General features: G+C 66.8%; 17 protein-coding genes. 8 read left to right on the top strand and 9 right to left on the bottom strand.

Annotated features, from left to right (window positions below):
- Positions 1 to 151: 151 nt before the first annotated feature.
- The 3 genes from ACFXKN_RS26340 to ACFXKN_RS26330 are packed head-to-tail and all read left to right on the top strand — an operon-like array spanning position 152 to position 2,927.
- Positions 152 to 1,369: a hypothetical protein gene (locus tag ACFXKN_RS26340; protein WP_378970541.1), complete on the top strand. Its 1,218-nt coding sequence runs from the start codon at positions 152 to 154 to the stop codon at positions 1,367 to 1,369.
- Between the two features lie 11 nt (positions 1,370 to 1,380).
- A complete protein-coding gene (locus ACFXKN_RS26335; protein ID WP_378970537.1) occupies positions 1,381 to 1,896 on the top strand; it encodes an ImmA/IrrE family metallo-endopeptidase in 516 nt (171 codons plus the stop codon).
- Positions 1,893 to 2,927 carry a hypothetical protein gene (locus ACFXKN_RS26330; RefSeq protein WP_378970524.1) on the top strand — a complete coding sequence of 345 codons (1,035 nt, stop codon included), beginning with the start codon at positions 1,893 to 1,895 and terminating at the stop codon, positions 2,925 to 2,927. The genes ACFXKN_RS26335 and ACFXKN_RS26330 overlap by 4 nt, the downstream gene beginning before the upstream one ends.
- 137 nt (positions 2,928 to 3,064) lie before the next feature.
- Here ACFXKN_RS26330 and ACFXKN_RS26325 read toward each other — a convergent pair whose 3' ends face one another.
- A complete protein-coding gene (locus ACFXKN_RS26325) occupies positions 3,065 to 3,481 on the bottom strand; it encodes a helix-turn-helix domain-containing protein (RefSeq protein WP_019044759.1) in 417 nt (138 codons plus the stop codon).
- 365 nt (positions 3,482 to 3,846) lie between these two features.
- Complete coding sequence (locus ACFXKN_RS26320) at positions 3,847 to 5,010, bottom strand: steroid 3-ketoacyl-CoA thiolase (RefSeq protein ID WP_378970517.1); 1,164 nt, start codon at positions 5,008 to 5,010, stop codon at positions 3,847 to 3,849.
- A 165-nt stretch (positions 5,011 to 5,175) separates the two neighbouring features.
- Here ACFXKN_RS26320 and ACFXKN_RS26315 point away from each other — a divergent pair, with 165 nt between their 5' ends.
- Complete coding sequence (locus ACFXKN_RS26315; RefSeq protein WP_378970961.1) at positions 5,176 to 6,435, top strand: cytochrome P450; 1,260 nt, start codon at positions 5,176 to 5,178, stop codon at positions 6,433 to 6,435.
- A gap of 60 nt (positions 6,436 to 6,495) precedes the next feature.
- On the opposite strand, the gene ACFXKN_RS26310 is transcribed toward ACFXKN_RS26315, so the two are convergent.
- The 5 genes from ACFXKN_RS26310 to ACFXKN_RS26290 are packed head-to-tail and all read right to left on the bottom strand — an operon-like array spanning position 6,496 to position 10,972.
- Positions 6,496 to 6,915 (bottom strand): nuclear transport factor 2 family protein, encoded by a 420-nt coding sequence (locus tag ACFXKN_RS26310; protein WP_378970510.1) that lies wholly within the window; start codon positions 6,913 to 6,915, stop codon positions 6,496 to 6,498.
- On the bottom strand, positions 6,912 to 7,802 hold the full coding sequence (locus ACFXKN_RS26305) for a TIGR03619 family F420-dependent LLM class oxidoreductase (protein WP_378970507.1): 891 nt from the start codon (positions 7,800 to 7,802) through the stop codon (positions 6,912 to 6,914). The genes ACFXKN_RS26310 and ACFXKN_RS26305 overlap by 4 nt, the downstream gene beginning before the upstream one ends.
- Positions 7,799 to 8,968: a thiolase domain-containing protein gene (locus tag ACFXKN_RS26300; protein WP_378970501.1), complete on the bottom strand. Its 1,170-nt coding sequence runs from the start codon at positions 8,966 to 8,968 to the stop codon at positions 7,799 to 7,801. Before ACFXKN_RS26300 ends, ACFXKN_RS26305 begins: the two co-directional genes overlap by 4 nt.
- Entirely contained in the window at positions 8,965 to 9,960 is a 996-nt protein-coding gene (locus ACFXKN_RS26295) for a thiolase domain-containing protein (protein WP_378970949.1), read from the bottom strand. Before ACFXKN_RS26295 ends, ACFXKN_RS26300 begins: the two co-directional genes overlap by 4 nt.
- Positions 9,961 to 10,006: 46 nt before the next feature.
- Positions 10,007 to 10,972: a Zn-ribbon domain-containing OB-fold protein gene (locus tag ACFXKN_RS26290; RefSeq protein WP_378970496.1), complete on the bottom strand. Its 966-nt coding sequence runs from the start codon at positions 10,970 to 10,972 to the stop codon at positions 10,007 to 10,009.
- Positions 10,973 to 11,032: 60 nt separating this feature from the next.
- On the opposite strand from ACFXKN_RS26290, the gene ACFXKN_RS26285 reads away from it, so the two are divergent.
- Positions 11,033 to 12,070, top strand: coding sequence for an LLM class F420-dependent oxidoreductase (locus ACFXKN_RS26285; RefSeq protein WP_379434008.1), 1,038 nt, complete (start codon positions 11,033 to 11,035; stop codon positions 12,068 to 12,070).
- Positions 12,071 to 12,091: 21 nt separating this feature from the next.
- Positions 12,092 to 13,627 (top strand): acyl-CoA synthetase, encoded by a 1,536-nt coding sequence (locus ACFXKN_RS26280; RefSeq protein ID WP_378970485.1) that lies wholly within the window; start codon positions 12,092 to 12,094, stop codon positions 13,625 to 13,627.
- A gap of 13 nt (positions 13,628 to 13,640) precedes the next feature.
- Here the strand turns inward: ACFXKN_RS26280 and ACFXKN_RS26275 are convergent, their stop codons facing one another.
- Positions 13,641 to 14,639, bottom strand: coding sequence for a sigma-70 family RNA polymerase sigma factor (locus tag ACFXKN_RS26275; RefSeq protein ID WP_378970482.1), 999 nt, complete (start codon positions 14,637 to 14,639; stop codon positions 13,641 to 13,643).
- Between the two features lie 149 nt (positions 14,640 to 14,788).
- Between ACFXKN_RS26275 and ACFXKN_RS26270 the strand changes: the two genes are divergently transcribed.
- Positions 14,789 to 15,205 (top strand): VOC family protein, encoded by a 417-nt coding sequence (locus ACFXKN_RS26270; protein ID WP_378970476.1) that lies wholly within the window; start codon positions 14,789 to 14,791, stop codon positions 15,203 to 15,205.
- Positions 15,206 to 15,256: 51 nt separating this feature from the next.
- Here ACFXKN_RS26270 and ACFXKN_RS26265 read toward each other — a convergent pair whose 3' ends face one another.
- Positions 15,257 to 16,039: a crotonase/enoyl-CoA hydratase family protein gene (locus ACFXKN_RS26265; protein ID WP_379434007.1), complete on the bottom strand. Its 783-nt coding sequence runs from the start codon at positions 16,037 to 16,039 to the stop codon at positions 15,257 to 15,259.
- Between the two features lie 61 nt (positions 16,040 to 16,100).
- On the opposite strand from ACFXKN_RS26265, the gene ACFXKN_RS26260 reads away from it, so the two are divergent.
- Entirely contained in the window at positions 16,101 to 17,744 is a 1,644-nt protein-coding gene (locus ACFXKN_RS26260) for an acyl-CoA synthetase (RefSeq protein ID WP_378970468.1), read from the top strand.
- The last annotated feature ends 84 nt before the right edge of the window (positions 17,745 to 17,828 follow it).

Raw genomic sequence — 17,828 nt, 5'->3', positions numbered from 1 at the left:
ATGTCACAGACGTTCAGGGGGCTGGACGACTCTAGTGCTCTTCTGCGGGCCCAGCGCGGCGGGTTTACTATGGGCTACTGTTCGTCGATCCCGGAATGTGTCGCGACCGGGGGTAATTCTGCGCTGAAAAACTAAGGGGATGATCTAGCGCATGGCCATTGGTCGCATGTTGCGCGTGTTTGCCGCTGCGAGTGTGCTGGCCGGCTGTGCGCTATTAGGGCCGGCCGTCGCTATGGCCGCCCCGGAGAAACCATCCACACCTGCCGCGCAGGCACCCGGCAGCGGAAGCAGCGGGCAGGGCAACGGAAGTGGTGGTCAGAGCACCCCGGCCCCCGAGATGGGTGAGCTGAGCCTGCCCGGTCAGGGCAATGGTCAAAGCCAGAACCAGGAGACCGGCCCGGGTAACCCGCAGTCGGGTGCCGCGGTCGCCGACGAAAGCGAATGGACCCCGCTCACCATCCCCGGCCAATCGGGCGATGACGTCGCTAGGAAGGAAGTCGCCGGCCCCCTCTCCGGTTCAGCCGCCGCCGGCTCTGCCGCGGCAGGCGCGGGCTCGGCAGCCGCCGGCGTGGTCCTCGGTACGGGCTCGGCCGGCCTCGGCGTGCTGCTCGGCACCGGATCGGCCGGTCTGGGCGTAGTCCTCGGCACCGGCTCCGCGGGCGCGGCCGCCATCCTCGGCACCGGTTCGGCCGGCGCGGCTGCGGTTCTCGGCACCGGTTCGGCGGGTGCCGCCGCGGTTCTCGGCACGGGTTCGGCGGGTGCCGCGGCGGTTCTCGGTACCGGCTCGGCAGCGGTCGGTTCGGCCGCGACGGGCACCGGTTCGGCCGCGCTCGGCGCGGGCTCGGCGGTGCTCGGAACAGGTTCTGCCGCAGTCGGTTCCGCCGCCACCGGTTCCGCGGCGGTAGGTTCCGCCGGCGCGGGTTCGGCCGCAGTGGGTTCGGCCGCGGTCGGTTCGGCGGCAGTGGGTTCGGCCTCGCCGCTGCTGTTGCTCCTGATCCCGATCCCCTCGCCCCCGGCCGTACCGGCCCTGCCGTCGATCGCGATCCCGCCCGCGCCCGCGATCCCCGGTCTTCCGAATATCGCTGTGGCAGTTCCTGTTCCGGCAGCAGCACCGCCCGCGGTCGAGGCCCCGGCCGCACCACCGCCCGCCGCGGCCGCACCGGCACCGGCGGCCAAGCCGAACCACGAGGTCAAGCCGACCAGTGACAACAGTGGCCTGCCCGAACCCGAACTCCTGTCGGTGATCGGCGGCCTGATCGCGCTGACGCTGGCCGGAACCGGTTCGGGCGCAGTGAGTTTCCAAGGTGCCGCGGCAGCCCAAGCGCGGGTGAACGCGGCGCGTGCCGAGTTCTTCGGACCGAGGTCGTGAGGGGATCTTCGATGAGTAAGAGCACGACCCAGAGCACATCCCGGTCCTATCGCCGCGTCGCCGCCGCCGTCGACGCGGTGTGCGCGGTGGCCGCCGACTTCGACGCCACCAGTCTCGACGAGGTTGTCTACGCCATCTCGCTGGAGCGCAATCGCGAAATCGAGATCACCAGTGCGAATCTCGGCCCCGGCGTCTGCGGTCAGCGCCGGTTCTACCCCGAACGCGACATCATCGTGCTCGCCGACGCCCTACCGAGTCGCGATCACACCCTCGCGCACGAGCTCGGCCACATCGTCTTCGACCACGAGGGCGCGCCCGCGGTGGAGACGACCCTGGAAGTCAGCGACGACCTGATCGCCTACATGCTCAGCCAGCGCGCCCACGCGCAGATCGTCGACGACGGCTCCGACGATCTCGCCGAATGGGAGGCCGAGACCTTCGCGGCCATGCTCATGACTCGACTGCGCGTATTCAGCAACCGGGGCGCAGGCGTCTCGGTCCTTCGATTCGATGAGGCACTCGGATGACACTCTGGTTGACAGCCCTGCTGGTCTGGGTTGCCGCGGGTGCGCGAGTGGGTCGCGTGCTGGTGAAGCCCGCGACGACCGCCCGCGTGGCCATCGTCGTCGCGGTCGCCGCCGTGGCACTCGCGGTCACCGTCGCCATTCCCGAGATGGCTGTTGCCATCGACAATCTGATGAAGGGCGGCGTGCACAGCGGCTGGCTGTCCACCGGCCTCGTCATCTCCGCCTGGATCCTGTTCACCACAGCCACTTCGGTGGTGGCCTCGGCCGCGTGGCCGGTGGTCTCGCGGCGCAACCTGCGCCAGGTCGCGATGGTCGTGTACGGCATCGGCGCGGCGGCGATCGCGATCACCCTGGCTTGGTCGTTCACCTTCGGCTGGATCGTGGTCGCGCTCGGCGCGGTGTTCATCGTGACCACCGGTCTGCGCAACCTGGACTGGACCATCCTCGGTCGCGGCATCGCCATCTACATCACGGGCACCGCGCTGGTGGCGGTGCTCGCCGTGGCCAATGTGGGCCGCGCCTTCCAGCACGCCGCGCCGACGCCGCCCAACGAACCGCTGTGGGGATGGGTCGCATGGGAGATCGCCGCGCTGCTGATCGCGCTGGGCGCGGTGTCGATCGTGATCGAGCTGTGGTGGCGGGCCAAGGTCCTGCTGCGCCGGATCCAGCCACTGCACAAGTTGATGGTGGGGCGCTTCCCCGAGGTGGTCGCGCCCGAACAGAACGCCACCTCGGCGCAGCTGAAGGCTTCCGATCACATGGCTCAGGTGATGGACGCGCTGTATCTGCTCTCGGGCAGCGGCATCGTCATCCCGGCGGCCGGTGAGCCGCCGGACTCGGTGCCGCAGCGGGCCGCGGTGGTGGCCGAGTGGGCGCGAAATCCGTTGGGGGACTTGTTCGTCGACGCGCGCTGGATCGCGCCGCCGCCCGGACTGAGCCCGCGGGGCTGGGTGCTCGCGCTCGCGAATCAGTACGAGAACGCGGTGACGGCCGCGAAGACGGCACCGCAGAACGCCGCTACCTCGAGCTGACCGGCGACGGTCACCACGCAGAAAACGGGCCTGAGCTGGTGGTTTCCACCGTCTCAGGCCCGTTGTCTGCGTATCCGATGTTTTACGGCCGTACCCAGGACACCATCAGGTGCGTCAGGCCGGCCGATGCGTGGATCCTATTCCGTTCCGTCCGGAGGAATTTCGGGCAAGCCTTCGCTGGCCCGCAGCTTCTCCGCCATCGAGGTGAGTAGATTCTGTGATTCTTCGGACAGGTCGAATGCCCTACTCGACAGTCGACGAAGTCCGTAACCCTGCAGCTGCGCGAGCAGCTCCAGGTCGTGATCGATCTTGGCCGCGTAGATATCGTTGAAGAAGTAGTCAGGCTTGACCTTGAAGAACTTCGCCAGGGCGGCCACCGTCTCATCGGACGGATTCGTTCGTTGTCCCGACCGCAACTGCGAGAGATACGGCTTCGAGATCGGATGCCCGGAGGCAGTCAGCGCAGCCGCAACCTCTGCGTTGGTGTGCGGCTTGCGCCCCGGGGGATGCACGGTTTCGAACAGCTTGTTCAGCCGCGCCGCGAAATCAGCCATTGTGAGCCGCCCAATTCCCTTCACTGTACTAACAGTCGTTATCTCGGATACGTATCATTGATATTAGCGGCTCAGTAACTGAAAACCTACGCCTGATTGGGGATTTCTCTACGATTTCCGACGCTCACCTGCGTGCAGGGGCGGCGGTGGCCGCGTTTGCGGGTCACGCCAACGACTCTTGTGGAGCGCGAGGGTACCCGGGTTCGTGCCCGTCGCAGGGTTCTTCCGCTCAGACCCTAAGGTAGCCCGAAGATAGCTGACATCTCATCATCCCCCTGCCCCCCGTGATTTTGTGGCGTACGACACGTTCCGGGCGCCCTGGGATGAATCTTCAACCTAGGCGCCCGGTTTCGGTGTGGTCCAGTCTACAGGCGTTCGATGATGGTGCCGGTCGCGAGTGCGCCGCCGGCGCACATCAGCACCATGGCAGTGCCCTGACCTGTGCGTTCGAGTTCGTGTAGCGCGGTTGTGATCAAACGGGAGCCGGTAGAACCGACGGGATGCCCGATTGCGATCGCACCGCCGTTGACATTTACACGTTCCATGTCAGGTTGATGTACGGCAGCCCACGAAAGTGCGACCGACGCGAATGCTTCGTTGATCTCGAATAGATCGATATCGCCAATCGTCATTCCGGAGCGCTCGAGCAGTCGGGTGCACGCCTGTACCGGACCGTCGAGATGGAACTCCGGTTCGGAGCCGACGAGTACCTGGGTGTGAATCCGGGCGCGCGGGCGCAAACCCTTTCGGCGCGCGACGGTTTCGTCCATCAGCAGCACCGCGGCGGCGCCGTCGGAGATCTGCGACGAGGTGCCCGCGGTGTGGATGCCGTCGGCGACGACCGGTTTCAGCGCGGCCAGTCCTTCGATGGTGGTCGCGCGCAGACCCTGGTCGCGGCGGACCTCCAGCTTCTCCCCGGTGACCGCGCCCTCGCTGTCGAGTACCGGCGCCGAGACCGGAAGCACCTCGCGGTCGTAGCGGCCCTCGGCCCACGCCTTGGCGGCCAATTGCTGTGAGCGCAAGCCGAATTCGTCGATATCGGACCGGGTGATCCCGCGCCTGCGGGCGATGCGCTCGGCGGCACCGAACTGATCGGGCAGGTCGATCGACCACGACGCGGGCCGTCGGGTGCCCGCCTCGGTGCCGACATTGGCACCGAGCGGCACCCGGCTCATCGCCTCGACGCCGCACGCGACGCCGACGTCGATCGCGCCGGTGGCGATGAGGCCCGCGATGAGGTGGTTGGCCTGCTGGGCCGAACCGCACTGGGCGTCGATCGTGGTCGCGCCGGTCTGCCATGGCAGACCCGCGTGCAGCCAGGCGACGCGGGTGACGTTGTTGGACTGCTCGCCCGCCTGGGTGACGCAGCCGCCGATCACCTGCTCGACCTCGGCCGGGTCGAGTCCCGCCCGGTCGAGTAGTCCGCGCTGGGCCAGGCCGAGCAGTTCGGCGGCGTGCAAGCCCGCAAGCTGCCCTCGGCGCTTGCCGATCGGGGTACGCACGGCTTCGACGATCACGGGTGTGCCCATCTGAATCTCCCTCATAACTGCAACAGGTTCTGATCTTGAGTTCAGGGTAAAACCGCGTGGTTCTTCCGTCGCGGCAACCCCTATGCTTGAATGATTGTAGAACGTGTTTCAGTTTGTCGAAGGAGACATCTGGTGGTAAATCCGAGCACCGAACACGCCGGCCCCGTGACGGGTGCCCGGCTGAACCTTCCGGACGGGTTCGACGTTACCGACCCCGACATCTACGCCGAGCGTGTTCCGGTGGAGGAGTTCGCCGAATTGCGGCGGTCGGCCCCGATCTGGTGGAACGAGCAGCCGCCCGAGACTGGCGGGTTCCACGACGACGGCTTCTGGGTGGTGAGCAAGCACGCCGACGTCAAAGAGGTGTCGCGCCGCAGCGATGTGTTCTCCACCTTCGAAAACACCGCTATCCCGCGGTTCAACGACGACATCCAGCGCGAGCAGATCGAACTGCAGCGCTTCGTCCTGCTGAACAAGGACGCGCCCGAGCACACGAAGCTGCGCAAGCTCATCTCCAAGGGCTTCACACCCCGCGCGGTCAACGGCCTGCGGGCTGAGCTGTCGGCCCGTGCTGCCGACATCGTGCGACGGGCGGCCGAGTCCGGCTCCGGGGACTTCGTCACCCAGGTGGCCGTCGAGCTGCCGCTGCAGGCGATCGCCGAACTGATCGGCGTGCCGCAGGAAGACCGGATGAAGGTCTTCGAATGGTCCAACAGCATGACCGGCTACGACGATCCCGACAACGTCGATATCGATCCGGTGGCCGCGTCGGTGGGGTTGCTCGGCTACTCCTACCAGATGGCGGAGGCCAGAAAGGCGTGTCCGGCCGATGATCTGGTAACCACACTGGTCGAGGCCGACGTCGACGGTGAGTCGCTGACCCCCGAGGAATTCGGCTTCTTCGTCATCCTGCTCGCGGTCGCGGGCAACGAGACCACCCGCAACGCGATCAGCCACGGGATGATGGCGTTCATGGAGAACCCCGACCAGTGGGAGCTGTACAAGAAGGAGCGTCCGGCCACCGCAGTGGACGAGATTATCCGCTGGGCGAGCCCGATCACCTCCTTCCAGCGCACCGCGCTCGAGGACACCGAGCTGGCTGGGGTGCAGATCAAGAAGGGGCAGCGGCTGGTGATGCTGTACGCTTCGGCGAACTTCGATGAAGAGGTTTTCGAGCAGGCGGACAAGTTCGACATCACCCGCAAGGACAATCAGCACCTGTCCTTCGGTGGCACCGGCGCCCACTTCTGTGTCGGGGCCAATCTGGCTCGGCTCGAGATCGATCTGATCTTCAACGCGATCGCCGACCATCTGCCCGATATCACGCGAATCGGTGATGCCAAGCGCCTGCGCTCGGGTTGGCTCAATGGGATCAAGGAGCTGCCGGTCGATTACCAGACCGCCGGTTGCCCTGTCGCGCACTGAGTCGCTGACAACGAGAACAGCCCGGGACCGAATGGTCCCGGGCTGTTCTCGCGTTTACCGCTATACGGGGCGCGTGGTAGAGACCGCGCGGTCCACTTCCCAGAAGGCGCGCAAGGCGGCGATCTTTCCCTCGGCGTCGACCTTGTAGGTGAACACACCCTCGGCGTCGATGATGTGGCCGGCCATGGTGGTGCGGATCAGGCCGGTGAAGGCGATTTCATTGCCGCAGGCGAAGGAGTCCTCGAAGCGGAATTCGATCGATTCGGTGAGTGCGATGGCCTTGTCCCAGAAGCCGCCGATGGCCTCGTGGCCGCGGTGGCCCACGCCTTCGGGATCGAAACCCGAAGGGCCGACGGGATCTTCGACGATGCCGTCCTCGGCGAACAGGGCCACCCAGGCGGCGCGGTCCTTGGCCCGGACCGCGGCCTGGGATGCCAGGCCCGCGGCGCGGGCGGAGTTCTCGACTGCGATGTCGGTCATGGCGCTACCTTCGCGATGATGGGGTCGGTGATGTACTTCTCGGCGAAGCGGCGCAGGGAGTCCTGCTTGGCCGCCAGCTCGCCGTCGAACCCGATACCGTCGGCCAGCCAGGGCACCACGATGGTGTCGGTGGCGCCCGCGTCGGCCAGATCCTGATAGCCGTCGCGACCGAACTTGTCGATGCAGACGGTCTGGATCTCGAACGGCTCCTCGGACCGGCCGTATTCCGCGCGGAGGTCGCGCAGCGTACCGATGGTGGTGACGAGGTCGTCGAACTTCATCATCGCCGAGGTCCAGCCGTCACCGATGCGGGCGGCCCGGCGCAACGCCGGCCCGGTGTGCCCACCGATGTAGAACGGCACCCGCTCGCTCGGCGCCGGACTCATCTGCAGCTGGTCGAAATCGAAGAAGTCGCCGTGGAATTCGACCATGCCGCCGTCGAGGACGAGCCGGATGACCTCGATCATCTCATCGACCCGTGCGCCACGGCGGGCGTAGGGAACCCCGCACCATTCGAATTCCTCAGGTGCCCAGCCGATGCCGAGGCCCAGGCCGAACCGGTTGCCCGACATATTGGCGATCGAGCCGACCTGGCGGGCCAGCAGCAGCGGATTGCGCGAGCCGAGCTTGAGGACGTTGGTGTAGAACCGCAGCTTCGTGGTCACCGCGGCCATCGTCGCGGCGGCGATCAGCGGGTCGACCCACGGCGTTTCCGGACCCCAGAAGCGGCTCCCGTCGGGGGTGTAGGGGTAGTCGGCGGCCTGCGACTTCATGTAGAACAGCGAGTCTGGCAGCCCGATGGAGGTGAACCCGCATTCTTCGGCCGTCTTGGCCAGCTCGGTGAGCTGTTCCAGTGGGCTCAATGCGATACCGAGAGTGAATTTCATGCCGGACGCTCGCTTCCTACTACCCACATCGAAAAGTATTGGGACCCGCCGCCGTACGCGTGACCGAGCGCCTTGCGCGCGTTCGGCACCTGGTAGGCGCCCGCCCGGCCCATCACCTGCTTGGCGGCTTCAGCGAAGCGGATCAGGCCTGAGGCGCCGATCGGGTTGGACGAGAGAACGCCACCCGATGGGTTCACCGGGATGCGCCCGCCGATTTCCGTCTCACCCTTGTCGGTGAGTTTCCAGCCATCGCCTTCGGCCGCGAAGCCGAGATTCTCCAGCCACATCGGCTCGAACCAGGAGAACGGCACATAGATCTCGGCGACGTCGATCTCGTCCAGAGGGTCGGTGATCCCGGCCGACTCCCACAGGGCCGCGGCCGCGACCCGGCCCGCCTGCGGATTCACCTGGTCGCGACCGGAGAAGGTGGTCGGCTCGGTGCGCATCGCGGTGCCGTGTACCCAGGCCACCTTCTTGCCCTCGGCTTCGACCACCGCGGCGGCCTCGGCATCGCCGATCACCACAGCGCACGCGCCGTCCGACGACGGGCAGGTCTCGTCGAAACGGATCGGGTCCCACAGCATCTGGGAGGCCAGCACCGACTCGATGGTGATGTCGGGCTGATGCAGGTGCGCGAGCGGGTTCTTCGCGCCGTTGCGCCGATCCTTCACCGCCACCATCGCGCCGATGTGCAGTGGCGCGTTCGAGCGACGGATGTAGGAGCGCACGTGTGGAGCGAAATAGCCGCCCGCGCCCGCGCCGACCGGCATGGTGAACGGCACCGGAATCGACAACGCCCACATGGCATTCGACTCCGACTGCTTCTCCCAGGCGACGGCCAGGACACGCTTGTGCACCCCGCCCTGCACCAGGTTGGCGGCGACGACGCCGGTCGAGCCGCCGACCGAGCCCGCGGTGTGCACGCGGATCAACGGCTTGCCCGCCGCGCCGAGCGCCTCGGCCATGTACAGCTCGGGCATCATGACGCCCTCGAAGTAGTCGGGGGCCTTGCCGACGACGACAGCGTCGATGTCGGCGATGGTCAGACCCGCGTCATCGAGTGCGCGATCGATGGCCTCACGGCACATGCCCGCCATGGACACGTCTGTACGTTTTGTCACGTGATGGGTTTGGCCGGTGCCGAGCACCGCTGCGGGGAAGCTCACTTGACCTCCATGACGGCGACCAGATTCTGTTGCAGCGCAGGGCCGCTGGTCGCATGAGCGAGGGTCCGGTTCGCGGTGCCGGACATGATGGCTTGGGCGGCGCTGCCGATTCGTTCGAGACCCGCCGCGAACATCGGGTTGGCGGCCAGGGCGCCACCGGAGGGGTTGATGCGGGTGTCCGCGGACAGCCCGATCGCTTCCGCGAGGATCAACTGCTGGTGACTGAACGGCGCGTGCAGCTCGGCGACGTCGAAGCTGGTATTGCCGCCGGTCGCCACCGCGGCCGCCTTGGTGGTGGAGGGGGAGCGCGTCAGGTCGCGACTGCCCAGTGCCTGGGCGTCGATGTTGTGCGCGATTCCGGTGATCCACGCGGGTCGCTCGCAGAGCTCCCGCGCGCGATCGCCGACCGCGAGCACGATCGCGGCCGCACCGTCGGTGATCGGCGCGATGTCGTGGGCGCGCAGTGGGTCGGCCACATAGGGTGCGCCGAGGTCACCGCCCGCGACCGCCGCCATGTCCTGCTCGGTCCACCGGCCGGAATCCAGACCGGCACGCGCCTGCAAACCCGCGATCGAGACCGCGTCGGGCCACAGCGGCCCGACCAGATAGGGGTCGAGCTGCATGGTCAGCACCTGACGCAGCGTGCCTGCCGACGACTTGCCGAAGCCGTACACGAGTGCGGTCTGCGCCTGTCCGGAACGCAGCTTCACCCACGCTTCGTAGAGGGCCCATGCGGCGTCCATCTCCACGTGCGATTCGTTGATCGGTGGGACGGCGCCGATCGCATCGATCGCCGAGATGAACGAGAACGCGCGTCCGGCAAGGAAATCGGAGGACCCCGAGCACCAGAAGTCGATATCGGACTTGGTGATGCCGAGCTCGGCGTAGAGCTGCTGGAAGCACGGCACGAGCATCTCGACGCCATTGGTGGTGCCGTGGGTTTCGGGTACGTGTGGTGCGTGGGCGAAGCCCACCACCGCGATCTCGGGCAGGCTCGCGTCGCTGCCGGAGGATGCTGATGTGGTCAACGTCGCCTCTCTAGAGGTGGTGCTGGTAGGACTCGTAGGGAGCGTCTGGCTCCCCGGTGGGCTGGAAGTGGTCGATATTGGCCATGGTGTGGCCCCACTCCTCGCGGGGCTTCCACACCGCCTCGACCTGCATGCCCATGCGCACCTCGTCGGCCGCGCAGCCGAGGATCAGGTGCAGGAACGGGATGTCGGCGCCGTCGAGCAGGATGTAGGCGGCCACATACGGCGGCTTGATCCGCTGGCCGAGGAACGGCACGTTGACGATGCAGAAGGTGGTCACCGTGCCCTTGGCGGGCAGCTCGACCAGGTCGTCGGTGGGTCTGCCGTCGGTCGGGTTGGCGCCGCGCGGCGGGAAGTACACTCGCCCGCCTGCTTCGGAACGGCCGCCGATGAGCTTGCCCTCGGCCAGCCCGCGCAGGTAGACGCTCTCCTGGGGGGAGGCGGTGTGCTTGTAGTCGAGCTCGACGGGTGTGGTCAGCATGGTGACCGGTTCTTCTTCGGAAGGGTTCGCGGTGCTGGTGTTCTCGCCGGGTTCGAAGCAGGCGATGTCCTGGATGCGGCCGGTGCGCTCGTCTGCCCAGCGGGCACTGACCCGCATTCCGGTGCTGAGTCGGCCGGGTTCGGTCACGTCGAGCGCGTGCAGCAGGGCGGTGTCGGCACCGTCGAGCTGGATCAGCGCCCAGGCGAACGGGCGATCGAACGGCTGGCCGGGTAGCGGCTCCGACACCCAGGTCCAGGACTTAACGGTGCCGGTCGCGGCGACCTCGACGAGCTCGTCCAGCGCCTCGCTGGTGAGCGGATCGTATTCTGGTGGCGGCACGAGCACACGGCCGTCACTGCCGCGAGCGCCGAGTATTCGGCCCTCGCGCAGTCCGGTCAGAAACGCACCGATGATGGGTCCGACGGACCTGGTGTAGTCGAATCGCACCCTGAGGGGTGCACTCAATACTTCCACTGCGGTATTCCCCTGGGTCACGATATCGAGTAGAACAGGTTCTTATTCTGCTCGCAAGGATTCGCGGAAAGGGCGCCGATCATGAAATTCGGATTGCAACTCGGATACTGGGGCGCGCAGCCCCCCGCCGGCGCCGGTGAGCTGGTGATCGCGGCCGAGGAAGCCGGCTTCGACGCGGTGTTCGCGGCGGAGTCCTGGGGGTCGGATGCCTTCGCGCCGCTGGCCTGGTGGGGCTCGTCGACGTCACGGGTGCGGCTGGGTACCTCGGTCGCGCAGATGTCGGCGCGCACACCCGCCGCCACCGCGATGCACGCGCTCACGCTGGACCATCTCAGCGGCGGACGGGCCATTCTCGGTCTCGGCGTCTCGGGCCCGCAGGTGGTCGAGGGTTGGTACGGGCAGCCGTTCGCCCAGCCGTTGCGGCGCACCCGCGAGTACGTCGACATCGTGCGCAAGGTGCTCGCGCGCGAGGCGCCGGTGACCTCGGACAGCGCGCACTACGGGCTGCCCTACGGCGGTCCCGGCGCGACCGGACTCGGCAAACCGCTCAAGCCGATCGTGCATCCGCTGCGCGCTGATCTGCCGATCTGGCTGGGTGCGGAGGGTCCGAAGAACATCGCGCAGACCGCCGAGATCGCCGACGGCTGGCTCGCGATCTACTACGCGCCCCGGCTGGCGGGCATGTACAACGAGTGGCTCGACGAGGGTTTCGCCCGACCCGGTGCCCGTCGTTCGCGCGCGGACTTCGAGATCGCCGCGAGCGCGCAGGTGGTGATCACCGACGATCCTGCGGCGGAGATCGAGCGGATGCGCTGGGTGAGCGCGCTCTACATCGGCGGTATGGGCGCGCCCGAGTTGAACTTCCATGCCCAGGTGTACAAGCGGATGGGCTATGGCGCGGAGGTGGACGAGATCTCCGCGCTGTTCCGGGCCGGGCGCAAGGCAGAGGCCGCCGCGGCGGTGCCCGACGAGTTGATCACCGATACCGCGATCTTCGGCGACGAGGCGCATGTGCGATCCCGGTTGAAGGAGTGGGAAGACGCGGGCGTGACGATGATGCTGATCTCGGTATCGAATGTCGAACAAATGAGTCTTCTCCAACCCCTTGTTGCTTTGTAGAACGCGTTCTAAATTCGAAGGGTGAACAGCCAGCAGACAACGCAAGTCCTCGGACTGTGGAATATCGCCGCGACAGATCCCGAGCGGATCGCCGTCGTCGATCCGGACGGCAGGGAGATCACCTATCGAGAATTGGCGACTCTGGCCAACCGCTACGCCAACGGACTACGCGGCATCGGATTGCGCACCGGCGACGTCGTGGTCAGCATGCTGCACAACGGCGTCGAGGCGATCGCCGCGTATTTCGCCGCCTACCAAGCGGGTCTGTACATCGTCGCGGTGAACTGGCATCTGACCGCGCCCGAGATCGCCTACATCCTCGGTGACAGTGATGCCGCGGCCTTCCTGGCCAGCGAACGGTTCGCGGCTACCGCCGCCGAGGCCGCCGACCTTGCCGAACTGCCGGAGGACGCCCGGTTCGCCGTGGGGACAGTGCCCGGCTTCCGGCCGGTGTCGTGGCTCGGCGCCGCCGACACCGGCAGGCCGTCGGAGCGTTCGCTCGGTGCGCCGATGCTCTATACCTCGGGAACCACGGGGCGGCCCAAGGGCGTTCGCCGTCCGCTCACCGGTGCTGATCCGGATACCGTTCCCGCGCCGAACAGGGCGTTCTTCAGCCTGTTCGAGCTGGGGCCCTACGACGACCACGTGCACATCTGCGGCTCGCCGCTCTATCACACGGCCGTGCTGAACTTCTCGACCATCTCGATCCAGCTGGGGCACAAGCTAGTTCTGATGGATCGATGGGACGCGCAGGACATGCTCGCGCTGATCGAGCGGCACAAGGTGACGCACAGCCACATGGTGCCCACTCAGTTCCATCGCCTGCTGGCCCTGCCCGACGACGTGCGCGCCCGCTACGACGTCTCCTCGCTGCGCAGCATGGTGCACGGTGCGGCACCGTGCCCGCCGCAGACCAAACGGCAGATGCTCGAGTGGTGGGGGCCGGTCGTCACCGAGTACTATGCGGCCACCGAGGGCGGCGGCGCCGTGATCAACGGAACCGAGTGGCTGGCCAAGCCAGGCTCAGTGGGCAAGGCCTGGCCGTGGTCGGTGATCAAGGTGCTCGACGAGACCGACGGCTCCGAACTGCCCGCGGGCAAAGAGGGCATGGTCTACATGCGGATGGGCACATCGAGCTTCGAGTACCACCATGCCAAGGAGAAGACCGACGAGTCGCGCGTCGGTGACCTGTTCACCGTCGGCGACATCGGCTACCTCGACGAAGACGGCTACCTGTTCCTCTGCGACCGGCGCTCCGACCTGATCCTGTCCGGTGGCGTGAACATCTACCCGGCCGAGATCGAGGGCGTGCTGATGAGCCACCCCAAAGTCGCCGATGTGGCGGTTCTCGGTGTGCCGGACCCGGATTGGGGCCAGCAGGTGAAGGCGTTCGTGCAGCCGGTGGCCGACACCGAGGGCGACGACGCACTCACCGCCGACATCCTGGAATTCGCCGCCGGTCAGCTCGCCAAGTACAAGCTGCCCCGCACGGTGGAATACCGTGCGGAGCTGCCCCGCGATCCCAACGGAAAGCTGTACAAGCGCCGCCTGCTGTGAGAACCGTTCCCGCTCAGACGGGCTCGCGCCACTCCGGCTCGAGCCCGAAGAGCGGGAACAGGCGCCCGGTGTCGAGGAAGAAGTTGAGGCCGGCGATGGTGTCGCCCTCGAGTTCGAGCACCGTGATCGACCACGGCACCCAGACGCCGGGCTCCTCGCTCGGCTTGTAATGGCCGAAGGCGGGCGAACCGTTGGCGCCGACCAGCGGAATCATCCGCGAATTGCGGCACGCGCTGCCCGTGCTGAGCATGAACGCGGCCACGTTCTCCGGGCCCGAGATCCAGAGATCGAACGGCGGCATCGACAGCGCCACATCGGCTTTGAGCAGGGTGGTGAGCGCGTCCATATCGTAGGCCTCGAACGCCTTCACGAAATCGTCGATCAGTTTGCGTTGATCGGGATCGGTCTCGTCGAAACTGTCGGCCACGGTGGGCTGCACCTTCGACATGGTGGCCCTGGCCCGCTGTAGCGCGCTGTTCACCGACGCGGGCGACATCATCAGCGCCTCCGCGGTCTCACCCGCGGAGAAGCGCAGCACCTCGCGCATGATCAGGATCGCGCGCTGGGTGGCGGGCAGGTGCTGGCAGGCCGCGACGAAGGCAAGGCGCAGCGTGTCTCTGGTGGAGGCGTGGTCGGCCGGATCGGCGCCGAAGGCGAGCGCGTTCGGGATCGGCTCGATCCACACGTAATCGGGCTGTGGCATGGGCAGCGGTGAATCCGGGCGGCCCGGCCCGTTGAGATCCATCGGTCTGGCCCGGCTCTGCGGACGATCCAGCATGTCGAGACAGATATTGGTGGCGATCTTGTAGAGCCACGAGCGCAGACTCGCGCGGCCCTCGAAGGAATCGTAGGAGCGCCAGGCGCGGGTGAAGGTTTCCTGCACCGCGTCCTCGGCCTCGAACGAGGAGCCGAGCATGCGGTAGGCATACGCGCACAACTCGCGCCGATGCGTCTCGAATTCGGCGAGTACAGCGGGATCGGGGCCGGTGGTGGCGGTTGTGGCGTCGCTCATAGTTTCACGATGCCACAGGGGTCTGACAGCCGACAGGGGCGAAAACGAACTATCGGGATTTCGCGAACTTTGCGTGGATGCGATGAATCCGCGCCGACCGCCACGTCTACATGTTCGAGACCGCAACGACGCCCCGAAAGGCTGATCCCATGAGCAACAAGATGATCTTCATCAACCTCCCCGTCGCCGACCTCGACCGGTCCAAAGGTTTCTACGAGGCGCTCGGCTGGAAGGTCAACGATGATTTCACCGATCAGAACGCGGCCTGCATCGTCGTCGACGACAACATCTGCCTGATGCTGCTGACCAAGGACTTCTTCACCACGTTCAGCAAGCGCCCGATCGCTGATACGAGTGGTGCCATCGGCGCTGCTTACGCGTTGTCGCTGGGCAGTGCGGCGGAGGTCGACGTGCTCACCGCCGCGGCGGTGGCAGCGGGCGGCACCGAAGAGACCAACGACGACAAGAAGGCCCAGGAGGCCCAGGTCGGCATGCACGGCCGCACCTTCATCGACCCGGACGGGCACCAGTGGGAGCCGTTCTTCATGGACTACCCGGGGGCGTAATCCCCTGTGCCAACAGGGCGCCCGGCGCAGAGCCCGGCGCCCTGAGGCGTGTCAGGAGCCGGTGAAGTTCGGCTTGCGCTTCTCGGCGAAGGCTCGCGGACCTTCCTTGGCATCGGCTGATCTGAACACCTCGATGCCGATCTTGGCCTCGATGGGGAACGCCTCGTTCTCCGGCATCGCCTCGGTTTCGCGCAGGGTGCGCAGCATCGCCTGGACGGCGAGCGGGCCGTTGTCGGCGATCTGGCCGGCCAGCGCCATGGCCTTGTCGAGGGCGGTGCCGTCGGGGACCACGTGTCCGATCAGGCCGATCTCCTTGGCCTCGGCGGCGGTGATGTGCCGACCGGTCAGCAGCAGATCAGCGGCCACCGTGTACGGGATCTGCCGGGCCAGCCGCACCGCGGAACCACCCAGCGGGAACAGGCCCCAGCGGGCCTCGGAGACGCCGAACTTGGCGCTTTCCCCGGCTACGCGCAGGTCGGTGCCCTGCAGGATCTCGGTGCCACCGGCGATGGCCGGGCCCTCTACCGCCGCGATCAGCGGCTTGCTCAGCCGCCGCCCCTTCAGCAGCGCGGGGAGGTAGGCCGGGTCCCAGCCGCCGCTGGAGGCGGTGTCCCCTGGATGCTGCGAGCTCATCGCCTTCAGGTCCATCCCCGCGCAGAAGGCCCCGCCCGCGCCGGTCAGGATCGCCACGCGGATGTCGGGATCGCTGTCCACCTGGTCCCAGGCGTCGCGCATGATCGCCATCATCTCGCCGGACAGGGCGTTGCGCGCCTCGGGCCGATTCATAGTGACGATGAGGACATGGTCGCGCTTCTCGACCAGGCAGTGGGCCATTTCGATATCTCCTGACGATCTAGTCTTGCCAGAAACAGTAACACGTTCTATTTTTGTCCTTGTGAGCTACAACATAGCCGATCTCGTCGAACATGCTGTCGACTTGATGCCCGACCGGATCGTGCTGGTCGGCGAGCATCGTGAGTCGACCTACGCCGAACTGGAGGAGCGGGCCAACAAGCTGGCCCACTACCTGCAGGAACAGGGTGTGCGTCCCGGCGACAAAGTCGGAATCTATTCCAGGAACACCGTCGAGGCCGTCGAAGCGATGGTGGCCGTCTTCAAGGCGCGGGCGGTGATGATCAATGTCAATTTCCGCTATGTCGAGAACGAGCTGCTGCACATCTTCGACAACTCCGACATGGTGGCGCTGATCCACGAGCGTCGCTACACCGACAAGGTGGCGGCGGTGCGGGATAAGGTGCCCGGCCTGAAGACGGTGATCGTCGTCGAGGACGGCACCGAGGACCCCATCGGCGCCGACAGCGTGGAATACGAAGCCGCGCTGGCAGGCTCGTCGGGCGAGCGGGACTTCGAGGAACGCTCGGCCGACGACATCTACATGCTCTACACCGGCGGCACCACCGGCCTGCCCAAGGGCGTTATGTGGCGGCACGAGGACATCTGGCGAGTCCTCGGCGCCGGCATCAACTTCGTCACCGGTGAGTACACCAAGGACGAATGGGAGCTGGCCAAGATCGGCGCGGCCAACCCGCCGATGGTGCGCTACCCGATCCCGCCGATGATCCACGGCGGCGCGCAGTGGGCCACCTTCCACAGCCTGTTCGGCGGTGGCAAGGCCGTGATGATTCCAGAGTTCAGCGCGCACGGTGTGTGGCAGGCCGTCGACAAGCACGGCATCAACCTGATCTTCATCACCGGTGACGCGATGGCGCGGCCCATGCTCGACGCCCTCGCCGAGGGGAACCCGGAAACCGGTGCGCCCTACGACCTTTCGACCTTGTATGTGCTGGCCAGCAGTGCGGCGCTGTTCTCGCCCGCGCTCAAGGACGAGTTCCTCGAAGTGCTGCCCAACCGGATGATCTCGGACTCCATCGGCTCCTCGGAGACCGGGTTCGGCGGACTCTCCCTGGTCGCCAAGGGTGCCACCCACACCGGTGGCCCCCGGGTGAAGATCGACGCGGCCACCCAGGTGCTCGACGAAGAAGGCAATCCGGTCCAAGCGGGTTCCGGTGTCGTCGGCCTGCTGGCGCGCAGCGGACACATCCCGCTGGGCTACTACAAGGACGAGGTCAAGTCGGCCGCGACGTTCAAGGAGTTCAACGGGGTTCGTTTCGCGATTCCCGGCGATTACGCGCGCGTCGAGGAGGACGGCTCGGTCACCATGCTCGGCCGCGGTTCGGTGAGCATCAACAGCGGCGGGGAGAAGATCTTCCCTGAAGAGGTCGAGGCCGCGCTCAAGGCCCACCCTGAGATCTTCGACGCGCTGGTAGTCGGCGTCGAGGACGAACGCTGGGGACAGCGGGTCTGCGCGGTCGTGCAGTGCCGTAGCGAAAACCGCCCCACCCTGGCCGATCTGAAGCCGGTGCTCGGCAAGGAGATCGCGTCCTACAAGCAGCCACGCAGCCTGTGGTTCGTCGACGAGATCAAGCGCTCGCCCGCGGGCAAGCCGGACTACCGCTGGGCCAAGTCGCAGACCGACGAGCGGCCTGCGGATGAGCATGCGCAGGCAGGCTCGGCGTAGTACCGACCCGATCCGAAAAGCCCGCCCGGCAGCGTCGCCGGGCGGGCTTTCGTCGTGCTCGGGATCGGTTGCGGGGAACCGAAT

It is taken from the genome of Nocardia sp. NPDC059195, assembly GCF_042754695.1.
In the GTDB taxonomy this organism is placed as follows: domain Bacteria; phylum Actinomycetota; class Actinomycetes; order Mycobacteriales; family Mycobacteriaceae; genus Nocardia.
This window is presented reverse-complemented; position numbering and strand designations above follow the sequence as displayed.